12 protein-coding genes and 1 pseudogene are annotated in these 15,012 nt (G+C 53.2%); 7 read left to right on the top strand and 6 right to left on the bottom strand.

Features of this window, described 5'->3' with window-relative positions:
- Window positions 1-47 precede the first annotated feature (47 nt).
- Window positions 48-1,508 (bottom strand): malate:quinone oxidoreductase, encoded by a 1,461-nt coding sequence (locus Q0Y21_RS09785; RefSeq protein WP_297794426.1) that lies wholly within the window; start codon window positions 1,506-1,508, stop codon window positions 48-50.
- Window positions 1,509-1,789: 281 nt separating this feature from the next.
- Here Q0Y21_RS09785 and Q0Y21_RS09790 point away from each other — a divergent pair, with 281 nt between their 5' ends.
- From Q0Y21_RS09790 to Q0Y21_RS09800, 3 genes are read left to right on the top strand one after another with little or no spacing between them, the layout of a single operon-like run.
- The gene (locus Q0Y21_RS09790) at window positions 1,790-3,046 is read left to right on the top strand and encodes a transporter substrate-binding protein (protein ID WP_297794429.1); all 1,257 of its coding nucleotides are present in this window, start codon (window positions 1,790-1,792) and stop codon (window positions 3,044-3,046) included.
- A 1-nt stretch (window position 3,047) separates the two neighbouring features.
- A complete protein-coding gene (locus tag Q0Y21_RS09795) occupies window positions 3,048-6,806 on the top strand; it encodes a PAS domain S-box protein (protein ID WP_297794431.1) in 3,759 nt (1,252 codons plus the stop codon).
- Complete coding sequence (locus tag Q0Y21_RS09800; RefSeq protein WP_297794433.1) at window positions 6,784-7,776, top strand: HD domain-containing phosphohydrolase; 993 nt, start codon at window positions 6,784-6,786, stop codon at window positions 7,774-7,776. The genes Q0Y21_RS09795 and Q0Y21_RS09800 overlap by 23 nt, the downstream gene beginning before the upstream one ends.
- Window positions 7,777-7,845: 69 nt before the next feature.
- Here Q0Y21_RS09800 and Q0Y21_RS09805 read toward each other — a convergent pair whose 3' ends face one another.
- Window positions 7,846-8,232 (bottom strand): LysR substrate-binding domain-containing protein, encoded by a 387-nt coding sequence (locus tag Q0Y21_RS09805; protein ID WP_297794438.1) that lies wholly within the window; start codon window positions 8,230-8,232, stop codon window positions 7,846-7,848.
- Between the two features lie 20 nt (window positions 8,233-8,252).
- Between Q0Y21_RS09805 and Q0Y21_RS09810 the strand changes: the two are divergent.
- Window positions 8,253-8,615: pseudogene (locus Q0Y21_RS09810) on the top strand (SDR family oxidoreductase); the annotation flags it as partial.
- A 67-nt stretch (window positions 8,616-8,682) separates the two neighbouring features.
- Window positions 8,683-8,934, top strand: a complete 252-nt coding sequence (locus Q0Y21_RS09815; protein ID WP_297794443.1) for a hypothetical protein — start codon at window positions 8,683-8,685, stop codon at window positions 8,932-8,934.
- A 69-nt stretch (window positions 8,935-9,003) separates the two neighbouring features.
- On the opposite strand, the gene Q0Y21_RS09820 is transcribed toward Q0Y21_RS09815, so the two are convergent.
- On the bottom strand, window positions 9,004-9,336 hold the full coding sequence (locus Q0Y21_RS09820) for a hypothetical protein (RefSeq protein ID WP_297794445.1): 333 nt from the start codon (window positions 9,334-9,336) through the stop codon (window positions 9,004-9,006).
- Window positions 9,337-9,655: 319 nt separating this feature from the next.
- Here Q0Y21_RS09820 and Q0Y21_RS09825 point away from each other — a divergent pair, with 319 nt between their 5' ends.
- A complete protein-coding gene (locus Q0Y21_RS09825; RefSeq protein WP_297794448.1) occupies window positions 9,656-11,038 on the top strand; it encodes an L-serine ammonia-lyase in 1,383 nt (460 codons plus the stop codon).
- Window positions 11,039-11,131: 93 nt separating this feature from the next.
- Here Q0Y21_RS09825 and Q0Y21_RS09830 read toward each other — a convergent pair whose 3' ends face one another.
- Together Q0Y21_RS09830 and Q0Y21_RS09835 are read right to left on the bottom strand one after the other, a co-directional pair.
- Window positions 11,132-12,196 carry a class I SAM-dependent methyltransferase gene (locus Q0Y21_RS09830; protein WP_297794451.1) on the bottom strand — a complete coding sequence of 355 codons (1,065 nt, stop codon included), beginning with the start codon at window positions 12,194-12,196 and terminating at the stop codon, window positions 11,132-11,134.
- Between the two features lie 130 nt (window positions 12,197-12,326).
- Window positions 12,327-13,361 (bottom strand): AraC family transcriptional regulator, encoded by a 1,035-nt coding sequence (locus Q0Y21_RS09835; RefSeq protein ID WP_297794453.1) that lies wholly within the window; start codon window positions 13,359-13,361, stop codon window positions 12,327-12,329.
- 208 nt (window positions 13,362-13,569) lie between these two features.
- Here Q0Y21_RS09835 and Q0Y21_RS09840 point away from each other — a divergent pair, with 208 nt between their 5' ends.
- The gene (locus tag Q0Y21_RS09840; protein WP_297794456.1) at window positions 13,570-13,812 is read left to right on the top strand and encodes a hypothetical protein; all 243 of its coding nucleotides are present in this window, start codon (window positions 13,570-13,572) and stop codon (window positions 13,810-13,812) included.
- Between the two features lie 182 nt (window positions 13,813-13,994).
- Here the strand turns inward: Q0Y21_RS09840 and Q0Y21_RS09845 are convergent, their stop codons facing one another.
- Window positions 13,995-15,002 carry a putative solute-binding protein gene (locus Q0Y21_RS09845; protein WP_297794459.1) on the bottom strand — a complete coding sequence of 336 codons (1,008 nt, stop codon included), beginning with the start codon at window positions 15,000-15,002 and terminating at the stop codon, window positions 13,995-13,997.
- Window positions 15,003-15,012: the final 10 nt, after the last annotated feature.

The following is a 15,012-nucleotide window of genomic DNA, read 5'->3' on the forward strand; positions in this document are numbered from 1 at the left end:
CGATCAGCGCATGGGCGAATGCCTGATGCGTTATGGATTCGACCTCATTAGGCCTCGGGTTGGATTATCCCCAACCGTTTATTGACTGCATCGCGAATCTCCCGGTAACGGGCAGGATCATTGATCAACGTCTCCAGATCATGCTCGGGAAACATCTCATTCAGCTTTTTTCTGGCTTCATCTTTGGTAAGAATAGTCGGCAGCAATTGCTCCAGACAGCGCAACATGACTTCCGGCGACACCGATGCCCCGGGCGATGCCCCCAGTAAAGTCCCAAAGGATTCCTCCGGGGACACGACAATTTCTGTGCCCATCTGCAAATCCCCGTCTTTGATAATCTGCACTCGCTGGCCGGCTTGAACCGGTTTCCAGTCGAACTTTTTGCTCAAGCCAGGAGCAAAGCTCTCAAGTTCCTCGAACATGCTCTTCTTGCCCTTGAAAGTCTCCGAAACCAGGTACTTAACCAAGGGGAAATGCTCCAGGGCGACACTCAGCAAGCTCGGAATATCGTGCAGACGAATTGAACCAAGGTAATCGAGAAAGCCCCGACCTTTCTCTAGGAGAGGTTTGAATGATGCAAAAGGTCCAAATAACAGGTAGTACTGACCGTCCACCAGCCGCAAATCCAGGTGCGGCACGGACATGGGTGGCGCGCCAACTTTCGCTTTGCCATAGGTTTTGGCACTGTAATGCCTGGCCTGTTCTTCGCTGATCGGAGCCTGCAAAAACCGCCCGCCAACCGGAAACCCGGTGTACCGGCTACGGAAGGGTAAGTGGCTTCTTTTCAGGATCGGGAATGCCCCCCCACCTGCGCCTACAAACAACACATCCGCCTTATACTGAACTGCGGATCCCCTGCTTGCAGTTTCAACAAGCCAACTTCCGGCAGGGCTGCGATGTACGCGCTTAACATGAGTGCCGTACTCAATTTTAACGCCGAGATCATTCACGGCATGCGCAGCCATTTGTTCTGTAAGAGCCCCAAAATTAACATCGGTGCCTGTTTCAATGGCGGTAGCTGCCATCTTTTCATGACGAGGCCGTTCCTCCATGGTGTAAGGAATCCAGCTTTTTATTTCATCGAAGTCTTCCGAGTAACGCATGTGCTCGAAAAAGTGATGAGCCGACATTTCCTTGAATCGCAATTTCAGTTCTTCGATTGAAGGTTCGGAAACAATGGTGCAGTGCTTTGTTTGATGAATGAACGTTTGAGGGTCTTTGATCGCGCCCTTTTCAACCAGATAAGCCCAAAACTGTTTGGCCACATTGAATTGAGCATGGATCTTCTCGGCTTTTTCTACCGAAATGACCTCTTCATCCACCGGGGTATAGTTAAGCTCACAGTTCGCTTCATGCCCTGTACCGGCGTTGTTAAATGCCCATGAGTTTCCAGCCCCGGCACCGTCCAGTCTCTCCAGGATGGTGATATCCAGGTTCGGTGCCAGCTCCTTTGCCAGAGTGGCAAAAGTGGTTCCCATAATCCCCGCGCCGATGATAATTACGTTCATAAAGTCTACCCGCCAGCCTCAAATTGTTGATTATAGTCAATCGATTCGCCGAGCTTGAAGGTAACATGCCTGGCGCAAATACCGGAAACCTACCACGGAGCCTGGCCCTTCCTGCGGCCAACTAGTGAGGAAAACCGTCTTCGGGCCCACCAAATTGACTCGAATCAATCTTGCAGGGATTAGTCCACTGCCGGCACAGGAACTGACATATACTCATCTAACGAACATTAACGAAATCATAGCTGCTGGAGCGTAATTTCTGTTACTGAGGTGTGCAATGTATGGGCGCACGAAAAAGCAGTCGGAGATCTCTCCGTTTTGCCCTCTCCTGCCTTCTGATCATCGGGATCTATGTTGCCATAGGATTTGGCCTTCGCGAGCCGCTTGAGCCAATCCGCATTGGCGCCCTGCACTCGCTGACGGGTACCATGGCCTCGAGCGAAATTCAGGAGGTAGAAACACTTCGCGCCCTCGTCGCGGCGACTAATCGTCAAGGTGGTCTTCTTGGCCGTCCCCTTGAGCTGATCATAGCGGACGGAGCGTCCGATCCTTCCATTTTCGCCAGGCACGCAGAATCTCTTATCAAGGAACAAGCAGTATCGGTGATATTTGGTTGCTGGCTGTCTTCTGCACGTAAAGCGGTTAAGCCCGTTATCGAGCGCTACGATTCCTTACTGATGTACCCTGCCCAACATGAAGGGCTGGAACGATCCGAGCACATCATCTATGCCGGCGCCACGCCGAACCAACAACTATTCCCATCATTAATCTGGGCGCAACAAACTTTCGGCAACAAGCTCTTCCTGGTCGGGTCGGACTACGTCTACCCGAAGAGTTTGAACCTCATAACGCGTATTCTCGCGCCCAAGATTGGCCTGGAAGTGATTAACGAACGCTATCTGGATCTCGTTGATCACGATGCGGCCAAGGCCCTGGCCGAGGAGATCGTTCTTTCCGGTGCGGACTTTGTCCTGAACAGTATTAACGGAGACGGCAATGAAGCGTTTTTCCGAGCCATGGACCAAATCTACGGTACAAAACCGAATAAGCCCCTTCCTGCAGTTATTTCTTTAAGCCTTGACGAGAATGCGGCCAGATCACTCCCCAACCTTCAAGGTCATAGCTATCTGTCATGGAGCTATATCTATAACCCCGAACACTGGATACAACCAAATGACCCTGTCATTGCGGACGCCTTGAGCCACGAGCTATCAGGGTACCCAATCAGTGCAACCATGGCCGCGACCATTATTAGCTATACGCTGTGGCGAACGGCGGTCGAGCACATCGGTACCCCCCAACCCAGGGCGGTCAACGCCAGCATCAGAAATCGCGGCATTCGGCTACTCGGCGGCCATATTTTTGCGGATCCGGAAACCGGGCACCTATATCAATTCAGCCAGATCGCAGCCCATCAGAACCGGATCCCTTTACCGATCGTGTGGGAATCCGATTCTGTCATTCCGCCAGAACCCTATCCGCTCGGCTTCTCCGTGACGGAATGGGAACGCATGCTTCATAAAGCGAAGGCGGAATGACATGTGGAATAGCCTGACACTCCGCAGCAAGCTACTAATAACGTTTGTAGCTGTAGCACTGGTACCGGCGTTGTTGATTGGCTTGTACGGCCTGGAGGCAGAAAGGGAGCGAATGAAGGCTGAAACTCTCAGTCAGCTGTCGACAACCATGGATCACCGAGCCTCTCAATTGATGTCGTTTATCAGGGAGAAAAAACGTCATTTAGCGACGTTAGCTCAAGATCCCGAAATCCAGAGCCTTTTTGTGGAATTACAGGAAGCCTCGGAGAACGCTTCCGACAGTGCCCTGTACCGGAATCTGGTTGATTCAAAAATAGAGGAAATAACGATCCATCTAAGGTCATTAGACTACTACGACCTGTTTTTCATAAAAGGAAATGGAGACATTTTCGTTACGTTGAAACAGGAGAGCGATTTTCGCGATAACCTGTTAACCGGAACCCTGACAGAGTCAGCGCTATCAAAGGTTTTCCGGGTTTCCCAATCATCCATTTCAACCGTCTCTTCGAATATTGAGTTCTACCCCCCTTCAGAGCGCTGGGCGATGTTTCTGGCCTCGCCAATGATTGCGCAAGATCGGATACTTGGTGTGATCGCACTTCAGCTCAATATTGATAAAGCCGTGTCTACGCTACTGCTCGACGCATCCTACGGTAAGGCCGAAGTCAGCACGATTGTATACGGGAATTCAGGTAGTCAGTTACTCGGGCTGAACGCTTCGAATATCAACCAGCCGGCTCTTTTACCCGAAAGTGATAGTGACATTAAAGAGCGTTTGATTCGCCACCTCTCAGAACAGGACCTCCTTACGGTACAAAACGGAAACTACAGTACGTTCAACTTTGAGGAAAAAACGTACCTGGTTTTCTATCGGGAAATCCCCCTCCTCGGCGCTGGTCTGGCGGTCGGCTTTGATCAAAGTACGGCGTATCATGCTATCGGTCAGAAACTCATTGTCTGGCTGTATTTCCTGGCTGGCATAGTAGCGCTGGCTATTTTTGTCAGCCTCTATTTCGCACACAACCTGACCCGACCGATACGTACTCTGACAAAAGCCAGCGCAGAATTCGCAGCGGGCAATCTTGAGCATCAGATCAAGGTTTCCGGCCGCGATGAACTTGCACAGTTGGGCGATTCCTTTAACCAAATGGCCGATGATTTGAGAGCCGACAGGGTTCAGTTGGAAGACGAACGGGAGCAACTTCAGAAAATTCTGGACAGTAGTCCAATTGGCCTGGGCATATCGGCGAACGGAAAGCTTCTCTTCGCCAATCCCAGGCTGCAGGAAATGCTTGGCGCACGCGTTGGTATGGACATTGATGCTCTTTACGTTCAACCCAACAATCGCACTTCTTTAAGCAAGGAACGTGAGACCAAACAGAGCCTGATGGACCATGAGGCACAGTTCCTCGCCAAGGACGGCACCGTCCGGGATGCTCTTGCCAACTATGTCACTATGACCTTTGGCGGTGCAGAGAGCATTCTGGCCTGGGTTGTAGATATTACGGATCAAAAACGGATCGAACGGGACATTCAGGCCAAAGAGGAAAGGCTCCGCAGCATCATCAATAGTGCAATCGATGGTATTGTGGTGATCAATGAACACGGTATCGTCCAGGAATTCAGCCCGGCAGCAGAATCAATTTTTGGCTACAAAGCCAGCGAGGTCATCGGGCAGAATATCTCCCTGTTAACGCCCTCCCCCCACAGAGAGAAACACGACGCCTATATCCAGAAGTATCTGGAGACCCGTGAATCCGCGATTGTTGGCTCGGGTCGTGAAGTTGTCGCTGTGCACAAAGATGGCAGCCAGTTTCCTCTGTACCTTGCAGTGTCCGAGACCCCTATCCGCGATCAGCTGTTCTTTACCGCCATTGTTCGGGATATTACCCGGGAAAAACAGGTTGAGGAGGAGTTGCACTCAGCCAAACAACGGGCGGAGGCCGCAAGCCAGGCGAAGTCGGCATTCATCGCCAATATGAGCCATGAAATTCGAACCCCCATGAACGCCATTATGGGGTTTGCTGAACTGCTGATGAATACGACGGGCCTGCCGTCGGAAGCCCGAAATCAATCGGAAATCATCTGGACCGCGAGCAACTCCTTGCTGTCGATCATCGACGACATTCTCGATTTCTCGAAACTCGAAGCCGGTCAGATGTCCATCGAGACAACCACCTTTCACCTGCCGAGCCTTCTTCACGATACGATCTCCATGATGAGCAGAAGAGCCGCTGAAAAGGGGTTGGACATTCGTCTGGACATTGCCTCGGATGCGGAGGAGAACGTGTTGGGCGATCCGACCAGAATAAGGCAGATCATCCTTAACCTGCTCAGTAATGCCGTAAAGTTTACCGATTCCGGTGGTGTGACGGTCTATCTCTATGCGAAAGACCATTTAACGTGCATTACCGTAAAAGATACCGGTATCGGTATGAATGAAGATCAGATTCAACAGGTTTTTGATCCATTCAGTCAGGCCGACGCTTCCATAACCCGCCGATTCGGTGGTACCGGGCTGGGACTTTCCATATGCAAGCAGCTGGCAGAGAGAATGTCGGGGCAAATCTTCGCAGAGAGTGAGTTAGGTCATGGAACTTGCTTTACTCTCGAGCTTCCTCTGGAATCAGCGCCAGCCGGCACAGCGAACGAGTATCAGGCTGCTTTCATGCAACCACTCGAACCCGTATCGCACAGACGCTTCAATATCCTGTTGGCCGAAGACATTGAAACCAACGCTCAGCTAGTGACCACACGATTATCGTCCGAGGGCCATCGAATTACGTGGGTCCGGGATGGTAAGGAGGCGTTGGAGGCCTACAAGAGCGGAAAGTTCCACCTCATCCTGATGGACATGATGATGCCGGTCATGGATGGACTGGAGGCGACTCGGAGAATACGGGCCATCGAGGGTGAAAGCGAACACATCCCAATCATTGCCCTGACCGCAAGCGTGACTGAAGAAGACCGCGCAAACTGCCTGGCCGCGGGCATGGATGCAGTAGAACGCAAACCAATTAACGCCCTTAAGCTCTTGAGGCGCATGGAGTTCCTTGTGCCGCAAGGCCAGGGAACAACATTGCAGAGCGACCGGCATTCCCCGGAAAGTTCCGACATAGATTTCGGCCCGCTGGCTGCTTTAGCCGATGTATCGTCAGCACTGACTATGTGGGGAAACGAAAAGGAGTATGCCAGTGGGCTTTGTCTGTTTGCGAGCCAGCTGTCCAAATACGATGCTGAGTTGCAGAGACTGGCCTCACTGAAAACTCTTTCCAAAGATGACAAAAAAGCACTGAAAGACGTTGCGCACCTACTGAAAGGATCTGCCGCAAATCTGGGGCTAATGCCCCTTAGCCGCGCGTCTGAAGCCCTTGAATCAACCGTGGAAGCCGCACCGACAACGGTTCCCGCTGCAGCGATTCGTGCTGTCCGTGATGCAGTTGTCGCGATAAAGTCAACATTGAGTAAGTGGCCACCCTGTCTTGCCCCGGATGAGTACCCAGAGGTCCTTAACGTCAACCGGGAACTGGCGACCCTCCGGGTAAGGGAATTGATTACATCCCTGAACTATCTTAATCCTGACCGGTCAGAATCAATCCTGCAGGACCTGTCTGAATGCTGGCACTTGCAAGACGTACTACCAATACGGAAGGCGCTGGGTCAGTTTGATTTTGTATTAGCTAGTCGCCTTGCTTCCAGGCTTCTTGTCTCCATTGGTGAAAGTGAGGATTCGCGGGATGAAGAAGATTCTGATTGTTGATGATGAACCCAATAACCTGGAGGTTCTTCGCCAGATTCTCAGGCAGGATTATGACCTGCTGTTTGCCCTCAACGGTGAGCTCGCCAAAGACGCGGCCATAAAGCATCGACCCGATCTGATACTACTCGATGTTTCCATGCCACAGATCAGCGGGTTTGAGGTTTGCCGCTGGCTCAAGCAACAGCCCGCCACCCATCGTATTCCCGTGATCTTCATCACAGCGTTAACCAAGGTCGAGGAAGAGCTTAAAGGCTTCAACTTGGGCGCCGTTGATTACATCCACAAACCGTTCTCTGCCCCTATTGTGAAGCGCCGCGTACAAACCCACCTGCTCCTTGTGCATCAGGACGAATTGAAACGAAGCTATAAAGAAACGGTGTTCATGCTGGGACGCGCGGGACATTACAATGATACGGATACAGGCGTGCATATTTGGCGAATGGCTGAATACTCCCGCCATATTGCCCTCACGTTGGGCTGGAACAAGGAGCAGGCTGAGTTGCTTGAAATGGCCGCGCCACTCCATGACACAGGAAAAATCGGCATTCCCGACAGCATTCTGAAAGCCCCCAGAAAGCTCGATCCCCAGGAGTGGGAGATTATGAAAACTCACACTACTGTTGGTTATGACATTCTCAGTGAAGCTAACTGTGAACTCATGACAATGGCAGCCGAAATCGCTCTGTATCATCACGAAAAGTGGGATGGTACCGGCTACCCTGAGGGCCTGGCCGGAGAAGACATCCCTCAATCAGCCCAGATAGTTGCGGTGGCCGATGTTTTTGACGCCTTGTCCGTGAGTCGTCCCTATAAAACTGCCTGGCCCGTAGACGACTGCATAGAGTTTATAAAGAGCCAGTCAAACAAGCACTTTAATCCATCGGTTGTCGAGGCCTTCTTATCATGCCTGCCTGAAATATTGGCGACCCTTGACTACTACGCGTCAGAAGAAATAGAAACAACTCAATAAGCGCGCAGAAGCCCTGTATTGAGAAAGCCAGCGCTCCAAATACCTCACAGGTATATCACCGGAACCAGCCTAATGTTCGTTCAACACACCGTGAGCTGACAGCAACTCCGTTACCCATTTCTGGAACACCCGAACCCTCAACGGCACGTTTCGGCGGCTCGGATACAATAAGGAAATTGGCACCGAAGGCGCTTCGTAGCCGTTCAACACCTGGACGAGGGTTCCTTCTTCAAGGGCATCCGCGACGTCAAACCTCGGGACCTGGATAATGCCCATGCGAGCCATTGCGCTGGCGATATAAGCTTCCGCATTATCCACAGTGATCCTGCTTTGCATTTTTACCGTCCATTCCCTCTCTTCATCGAGATATTCCCATTCCGCAGCAAATGCAGGCAGATTCGGCGAGTAGTTTACGAGTACGTGATCCTCCGCCAGATCACCTGCTGACTTCGGCATTCCGTGCTTCGACAAATACGCATGGCAAGATCTGCACCATCGTCACTTCCCTACTCGGTGCGTACACACCCTTTTACTCCGCCTATGCCGGACTGAAAGCCCCGGTGGAGCATTTTACCCGCGCGGCTTCCAAGGAGTTCGGTGAACGCGGCATTTCGGTCACAGCCATTGGCCCCGGCCCGATGGATACACCGTTCTTCTACCCCGCGGAAAGTGATGAGGCCGTGGCTTTCCACAAAACGGCGGCCGCCCTTTCACCCTTTTCCAGATCCGGGCTGACGGAAATCGAGGATATCGTCCCGTATGTCCGCTTTATGGTGTCTGAAGGTTGGTGGATGACTGGTCAAACGATTCTCGTTAATGGCGGCTACACTACCAAGTAAGCCTGAAATCGACAGGAGGCGATGTTACCGCCTCCTCAATCGTTTGTGACAACGGAGAACTCACTAAATGCACACCTTTCTTGTCATTCTCGGTGGTTTCGTATTACTGGCACTCACCATAGCTGGTGCCAGGACTGCGGGCCGCACGTTCAGCGCCGCGCTGCCGCTCTACCTGGTAGTCTGGTTTGTGTTATCAGCGCTCAATATGGGGGTCGGCATTTATCACGCCGGCTACTCCTTTATGGATGAGCTCCCCATCTTCATCCTCGTATTCGGCCTGCCAGCAGCCACCGCGGCTATCCTGGCGAGGAAGTTCTAAGGAAATTGGTTCAGCTGAGAAATTGCCACGTCACCACCTTTCCTTCATTGGACACCTGAGTCCTGAAGCTCAAGAAGTTAGCTGCTCCACAAACTCCGAGGCCTCCTGGCGTGTAAAGAAACGCCCCAATCGAACGAACCCTGAAATGACAGTGGCTTTAAGCTCTACAACATTGCCCGTCAGGTCCCTGTTGGTTGTCCATTCGTCAGGCAAGCCATCTACCAGATGAAATGGTGCAGGACGACCGTCGCGATATCGGGATATTACTACCTGGCCGGTATAAGAGTCTTTAAAGGCTGGAACAAAACGGACATGGGCGTTGTTTTCGCTCAAACCGCCGGTTCCGGCATATTGCCGATTCTCTTTTACCAAAAATGATGGACGTTGTTGGATTAACATCATGCCACCCTCTGGAACGTAACGATTCGGTTCTAAACTCCTTACCTATACAGATATACGGTTCCTTCACGATTTTAATTTACCCGGATTGTGTTTTTTTTGATCTATTCAAAACGAACGGATCTGACCATCTTTTCGCACTAGTACCAAGGGAGTACTTTGCGGGCCTCCGAGAGAACATCCCTGTCGCAAATCTTCGATCCCATGTCGGGCCCGAGCATATCGACAATCTCCGATAGGCCTACTATTGAGTTAGCCCCCATTTAATAACTGATGCCTGGTTCGTCAGGTTCTTTTAGCGACCAGCAGCGGAGAGTTCATCATGGCCATCAGTCTGTTTGATATGTTGAAAATCGGCATTGGGCCATCCAGCTCCCACACCGTGGGTCCGATGCAGGCCGCCTGTCGGTTCGTCGGTGGACTGAAAGAATCCGGGCGGCTGAGCGGCGTCGCCCGTGTCGACATTCAGCTGTATGGTTCGCTGGGTGCGACCGGTAAAGGTCACGGTACGGGCCCGGCGGTATTGCTCGGGCTTGAAGGCCATCGGCCGGATACCGTTGATCCCGATATCCTGCGACCCAGAACGGACGAAATAAACGCGAAGGGCGAGCTTTGCCTGCAGGGAGAACATCCCATTGCCTTCAATGAAAAGACCGACCTGACCTACCACCGTAAGGAATCCCTGCCCTACCACCCGAACGGTATGATGTTCACGGCCTTCGATGCTGACGGCGCGGTGGTACGCCAACGTACCTACTACTCCGTAGGCGGCGGTTTCGTGGTTAATGATGAGGCCGCCGGCGCGGACCGGATTGTGGAAGATAAGACGTCCCTGCCGTACCCGTTCAAGAGTGGCGCCGACTTGCTTAGTCAGTGCAAGGTCCACGGGTTGAGCATCGCCGAGCTGATGATGGCCAACGAGCAGGTCTGGCGAAGCAAGGCCCAGATCCGGACGGGGATCCTTCAGATCTGGCAAGTAATGCAGGAGTGCGTACAAAACGGTATCACGAACCAAGGCATCCTGCCGGGCGGACTCAAGGTTAAACGACGGGCGGCGGATCTCTACGCATCCCTGATGGAAATGAACCGCCAGGACCTGATCTCGCCCTCACTGAGCGCCATGGATTGGGTCAATCTCTATGCGCTGGCGGTGAATGAAGAAAACGCCGCCGGTGGTCGCATGGTGACTGCTCCCACCAACGGCGCCGCCGGCATCATTCCGGCTGTCCTGCACTATTACTGGAACTGGTGCCCCAATGCCAACGAAGACGGCGTCATCAACTTCCTTCTCACAGCAGCGGCCATCGGCATCCTGTTCAAGGAAAATGCCTCGATTTCCGGTGCCGAAGTGGGCTGCCAGGGCGAAGTCGGCTCCGCCTGCGCGATGGCGGCGGCAGGGCTGGCCGCCGTGACCGGAGGCACACCGGAACAGGTTGAGAACGCCGCGGAGATCGGTATGGAGCATCACCTCGGGCTGACCTGTGATCCGATCGGCGGGTTGGTGCAAGTGCCCTGCATCGAACGCAACGCCGTAGCGGCAGTCGATGCGATAAACGCCGCCATCATGGCGCTACGCGGCGATGGCTCGCACTTTGTCTCTCTGGACAAGGTGATACGCACCATGCGGGAAACCGGGCGGGATATGCTCGATAAGTACAAAGAGACGTCACGAGGGGGCCTGGCAGTCAACGTGATCGAGTGCTAACCACGAAGGAATTTGACGAGCTGCCACCACAGCCCGTCAGAATCAGCGCCAGCCCAATAGACATTATCAGGCCAGCGGACTTACTCCAGGAACTCAGGGACGCACCTCCAGAACAATATTGAACGGAGTTTCCGCTGCCCTTCGTACCTTGCTGAAACCACCCTCCTTGATAACGGCTGTGAGTTTGCGCTCTCCCGCCTGGGCCCCGAGCGCAAAGCCGGTCCTCTGTGCCAGTGCCGTAGGTACACAGATACTCGTTGAGGCAGCGTAGAACAGCCGTCCTACCGGGTTAAAGTTGTCGCTCAGTTCATCGGCTGCCATGGGCTCCACCACCATCCAGGTGCCATCCGGCTTAAGCTGATTCCGCACGTGGCACGCAGTTCCGATCGGATCCCCCATATCATGCAATGCGTCAAAGCAGGTCACGAGATCAAAATCACCGCCGTCGAAATCCGTGGCCGTGGCCTGCTCAAACCGGACTCGATCCGGGGCCAGACCATGTTCATCACGATGCGCATTCGCGGAATCGATAGACCCACCGTGAAAGTCGTAGCCAATAAACGTGGAGTTCGGGAACGCCGCCGCCATCAATAATGTGGAATGGCCGTGACCGCAGCCGAGGTCCGCAACGCGCGCGCCACGCTCCAGTTTTTCGACCATTCCATCCAGCGCAGGAAGCCAATGCTGCACAAGATTATGGACATAGCCCGGGCGGAAGAACTTGGCGACTGCACAGAACATACAATGGGCCTGATCGCCCCACGCTACGCCCTCACCGGTGCGAAACCCTTCGCTTACTTTGGGCTCATTCTCAAATGTGGTATACGCATTCTCAAATCCGCCGATCATGTAAACCGGGCTGTCCTCATCAGCGAACACCATCGCTTGCTCCGGGGGTAACCAGAACCGCTTGGTTGTCCTGTCATACGCGAGATAGTTCGAAGCTGCATGGTGCGCCAGCCATTCCCGAAGGTAGCGTTCGGAATAGCCGGTCCGCTCGGCAAGTTCCAACGAGGTTGCAGGCCCCCTGCTCTTTAGTTCGCGATACAGACCCAGCCGATCGCCAATCTTGACCAAAGCAGCGCTGTAGGCACCACCCAGATCGCCAAGTACCTGCCCCACAAAGGCATTCAGTTTATCTTCATCAAATGTTTGCATTGCTTCCATCATGTTTCTTCCATATCAGGTAGAGATGTGAGGTTGTCCCTGTGGACATAGTCATGATGGGAGCATCGGCATTGTGGATGAATGATCATTCGTCCAGCGTTGATGACTGAAATACCTGAGTTCAGTAAAGGGCCGGCGGAACCGAACGCTCACGACGCCAGGCAGCGGGAGATAAGCCTACAGCGCGCTTGAATGAACGGCTAAACGCTTCTTCGGATTCATATCCCACCTCGCCGGCAATAGTTGCTATCTTCGCTTTGGATTCGACCAGCAAGTTGGAAGCGACCTGCATCCGCCAGCTTCTGAGGTATTGCATGGGCGGTTGTCCGACCAGTTCCGCAAATCTGTCCTGTAACGCAGATCGGGAGAGGCCCGCATGATCTGAAAGCTTCTCCAGCGTCCAGGCGTCAGCCGGGGATTGGTGCATCAGCCCCAGCACCCGACCAACATGACGATCACGCAGTCCCGCCAACCAGCCGGTCTGGCTTTCCGGCATTTTGCTGAGGTAAAAACGGATCAGGTCCACAAACATCATTTCGCTCATACGCTCAAGGATCGCTTCACCACCTGGTCTTTTTGAGCGCGACTCGGCTTCAACCAGTCTGGCAAGCTGCCCGGCCCAGTTACCGTCAGTCAGTTCGTTGGCACGAGCGTGCATCACTCGTGGTAATGCGGTCAGCAACGGGTTGAATGGCCCCTTGTCGCATCCCAGAAAACCACAGAGCAACACAGCGCCAGAGGCACTATCCGGCCCTTGTTGTGCCGCTGTTGCAGGCCGAGCCCGAAAGTCATCCTCCTGGCAAAGCATGAACGGCAATCCCGAACACTGTTTCAGCGTAGCAACCAGATATTCGAGATCCGGTTCCGCTCGCAGTCCCGGGATACTGGACATCACATGAGGGTCGCCGTGAGGAAAGAGGATCACATCCCCTTCATTCATTTCAAACGGTGCCTCGCCCGTTATACCTGCCCAACAAGATCCGTTTAACACCACGTGATATTCCATCATGTGTTCGGAAGCTGGCATCACGGCATGGGCAATCAGATGAGCGGCCGGCGCCTCAGTCACCCAGGCGCCGACGCATTCGACGTGAAAGAATAATGCTCCGCGCAAACGGACACAGCGCAGCAGGCCGGAGAGCGTATCTTCATTCATGACGGCTGCACCGGTAGATGAGAAATAGTCCGGGTTGTTGAAGCATCCCGGATACCGTTCTACTCAACTTTATTAAAGACGGAAAATCGCCGAATAACCAGAGAACAACATGATTGAACTACCGGAATACTTGATTGCACGTCTGTAATTGGCCAATTACACAGGGTCTGTATATGCTGATTTAAGGCGTGCGAAAGGAGGAAACACTATGCGTTATCTAGCTGCACTACTATTTGGGCTGTTCCTTGCCGGCACTGTGGCAGCTTCGCAGTGCCCCGCTCTAGTCGCCCAGGTAGATTCAAAACTGGAATCCGCCGAACTCGACGGTGCCACAGAAAGTAACATCGAAGCGCTCCGTGATCAGGGGCAAACCCTGCACGAGCAGGGCAAGCACGGCGAGTCAGTCAGGGTCCTGAAGGAGGCCCTTTCGATGTTCCCGGATAAATCCTGAGCCCGAAATATAGTGGCAAATGATCCGCTCACCCAGATGGTCGGGTGAGCGGAACTCAATGATTGTCAGCCACACCCCGCCGGCAGCAGCTTGGCTTTCACATTCTGCCCAAAGCAAACCCATGGAACCGGGATCATTGAGGTGCTTCCGTGCAGTAGACTACGGAAGTATAGGCTAATTGACTATTCCCGGTCAGGTGCAGTGCATTCAGACGCTGTCGGATTACTGCTGCAGCGAATCCTTGCCATCAACGCCAGCGTTTTGGGGTCATAGACCGTTGGCGCTCCGTTGGTACCGTCCCGCATCTGGATTCGGTTCTGGCGGAACATTTCCTGATACCCCTCAATATCTTTCTCAGAGATCGAAATCCAGCTCTCTTCGGGAATGGCTGATTCCTGTCCCCCTATTAGCTCCATGGTCTGCGGAAACATGGACCAGGCAACACTTCTGGCTTTTTGGGCGGTTTCATCGTCAACCATCTCATCATGGACAATAAGCTGAACCGTTAACTGAGCCAGCGCGTAATCAACGATACCGCCGTTTGGCTCGAGTCCCTTGTAGAGCTCCAGCGCTTCATACGCAAAGGCCGGCGCATAGGCGGTGTCGACGGAGCCATTGTTAAACTTTCCCGCGAAATTGGTGATATCGGAGGGAACCACGGTGGCCTTAACGTAGTTCACCATGTGGATGGCGTCTTTCTGATAATCCAGCGTGGCCATCCGTTTGCCGGCCAGCGCGGCGGCGGAATTGATACTGCGATCGTCGACGAACAGATACCCTGCCCCAATCGGAAAAATACCAAGCACTTCAAAGCCACCGGATTTCATGAGAGGCGCTGCTTTCGGTTGCGCCAGCGTGGCCAGCATGGTTTTCAGGTCATCGTAGGTTGGCAGAGCGCCAACGGCACTGATGGACCCGGTGAAACGGTTGAAAGGCCTGGTTCGCAGATCCGTGGCTGCGACGGCATCGCATTGCCCTGCGTTAAAATCACCAACTGCGACACCTTCATCGGTGTATGGCTTCAGTTTGAGATCCAGTCCGATGGACTTTGCTTCCAGTGAGAAGTCCTTCATCAGGTTATACACATCACCATTGGCGCCGATGACATCGAATACACAGACAGAAAGCGTGTTTGCTGAGGCGAAAGGAACAACACACGATAAAGTCAGGGCACTGATAAATTTACGCATTTTTCTTTCC

Source organism: uncultured Marinobacter sp. (assembly GCF_947259545.1).
Lineage (GTDB): Bacteria > Pseudomonadota > Gammaproteobacteria > Pseudomonadales > Oleiphilaceae > Marinobacter.

What these genes read in the sequence shown, in the direction of transcription:
- Q0Y21_RS09785 (WP_297794426.1), bottom strand. Translation starts at nt 1,508, where the DNA reads ATGAACGTAATTATCATCGGCGCGGGGATTATGGGAACCACTTTTGCC.
- Q0Y21_RS09790 (WP_297794429.1), top strand. Translation starts at nt 1,790, where the DNA reads ATGGGCGCACGAAAAAGCAGTCGGAGATCTCTCCGTTTTGCCCTCTCC.
- Q0Y21_RS09795 (WP_297794431.1), top strand. Translation starts at nt 3,048, where the DNA reads ATGTGGAATAGCCTGACACTCCGCAGCAAGCTACTAATAACGTTTGTA.
- Q0Y21_RS09800 (WP_297794433.1), top strand. Translation starts at nt 6,784, where the DNA reads ATGAAGAAGATTCTGATTGTTGATGATGAACCCAATAACCTGGAGGTT.
- Q0Y21_RS09805 (WP_297794438.1), bottom strand. Translation starts at nt 8,232, where the DNA reads ATGCCGAAGTCAGCAGGTGATCTGGCGGAGGATCACGTACTCGTAAAC.
- Q0Y21_RS09815 (WP_297794443.1), top strand. Translation starts at nt 8,683, where the DNA reads ATGCACACCTTTCTTGTCATTCTCGGTGGTTTCGTATTACTGGCACTC.
- Q0Y21_RS09820 (WP_297794445.1), bottom strand. Translation starts at nt 9,336, where the DNA reads ATGATGTTAATCCAACAACGTCCATCATTTTTGGTAAAAGAGAATCGG.
- Q0Y21_RS09825 (WP_297794448.1), top strand. Translation starts at nt 9,656, where the DNA reads ATGGCCATCAGTCTGTTTGATATGTTGAAAATCGGCATTGGGCCATCC.
- Q0Y21_RS09830 (WP_297794451.1), bottom strand. Translation starts at nt 12,196, where the DNA reads ATGCAAACATTTGATGAAGATAAACTGAATGCCTTTGTGGGGCAGGTA.
- Q0Y21_RS09835 (WP_297794453.1), bottom strand. Translation starts at nt 13,361, where the DNA reads ATGAATGAAGATACGCTCTCCGGCCTGCTGCGCTGTGTCCGTTTGCGC.
- Q0Y21_RS09840 (WP_297794456.1), top strand. Translation starts at nt 13,570, where the DNA reads ATGCGTTATCTAGCTGCACTACTATTTGGGCTGTTCCTTGCCGGCACT.
- Q0Y21_RS09845 (WP_297794459.1), bottom strand. Translation starts at nt 15,002, where the DNA reads ATGCGTAAATTTATCAGTGCCCTGACTTTATCGTGTGTTGTTCCTTTC.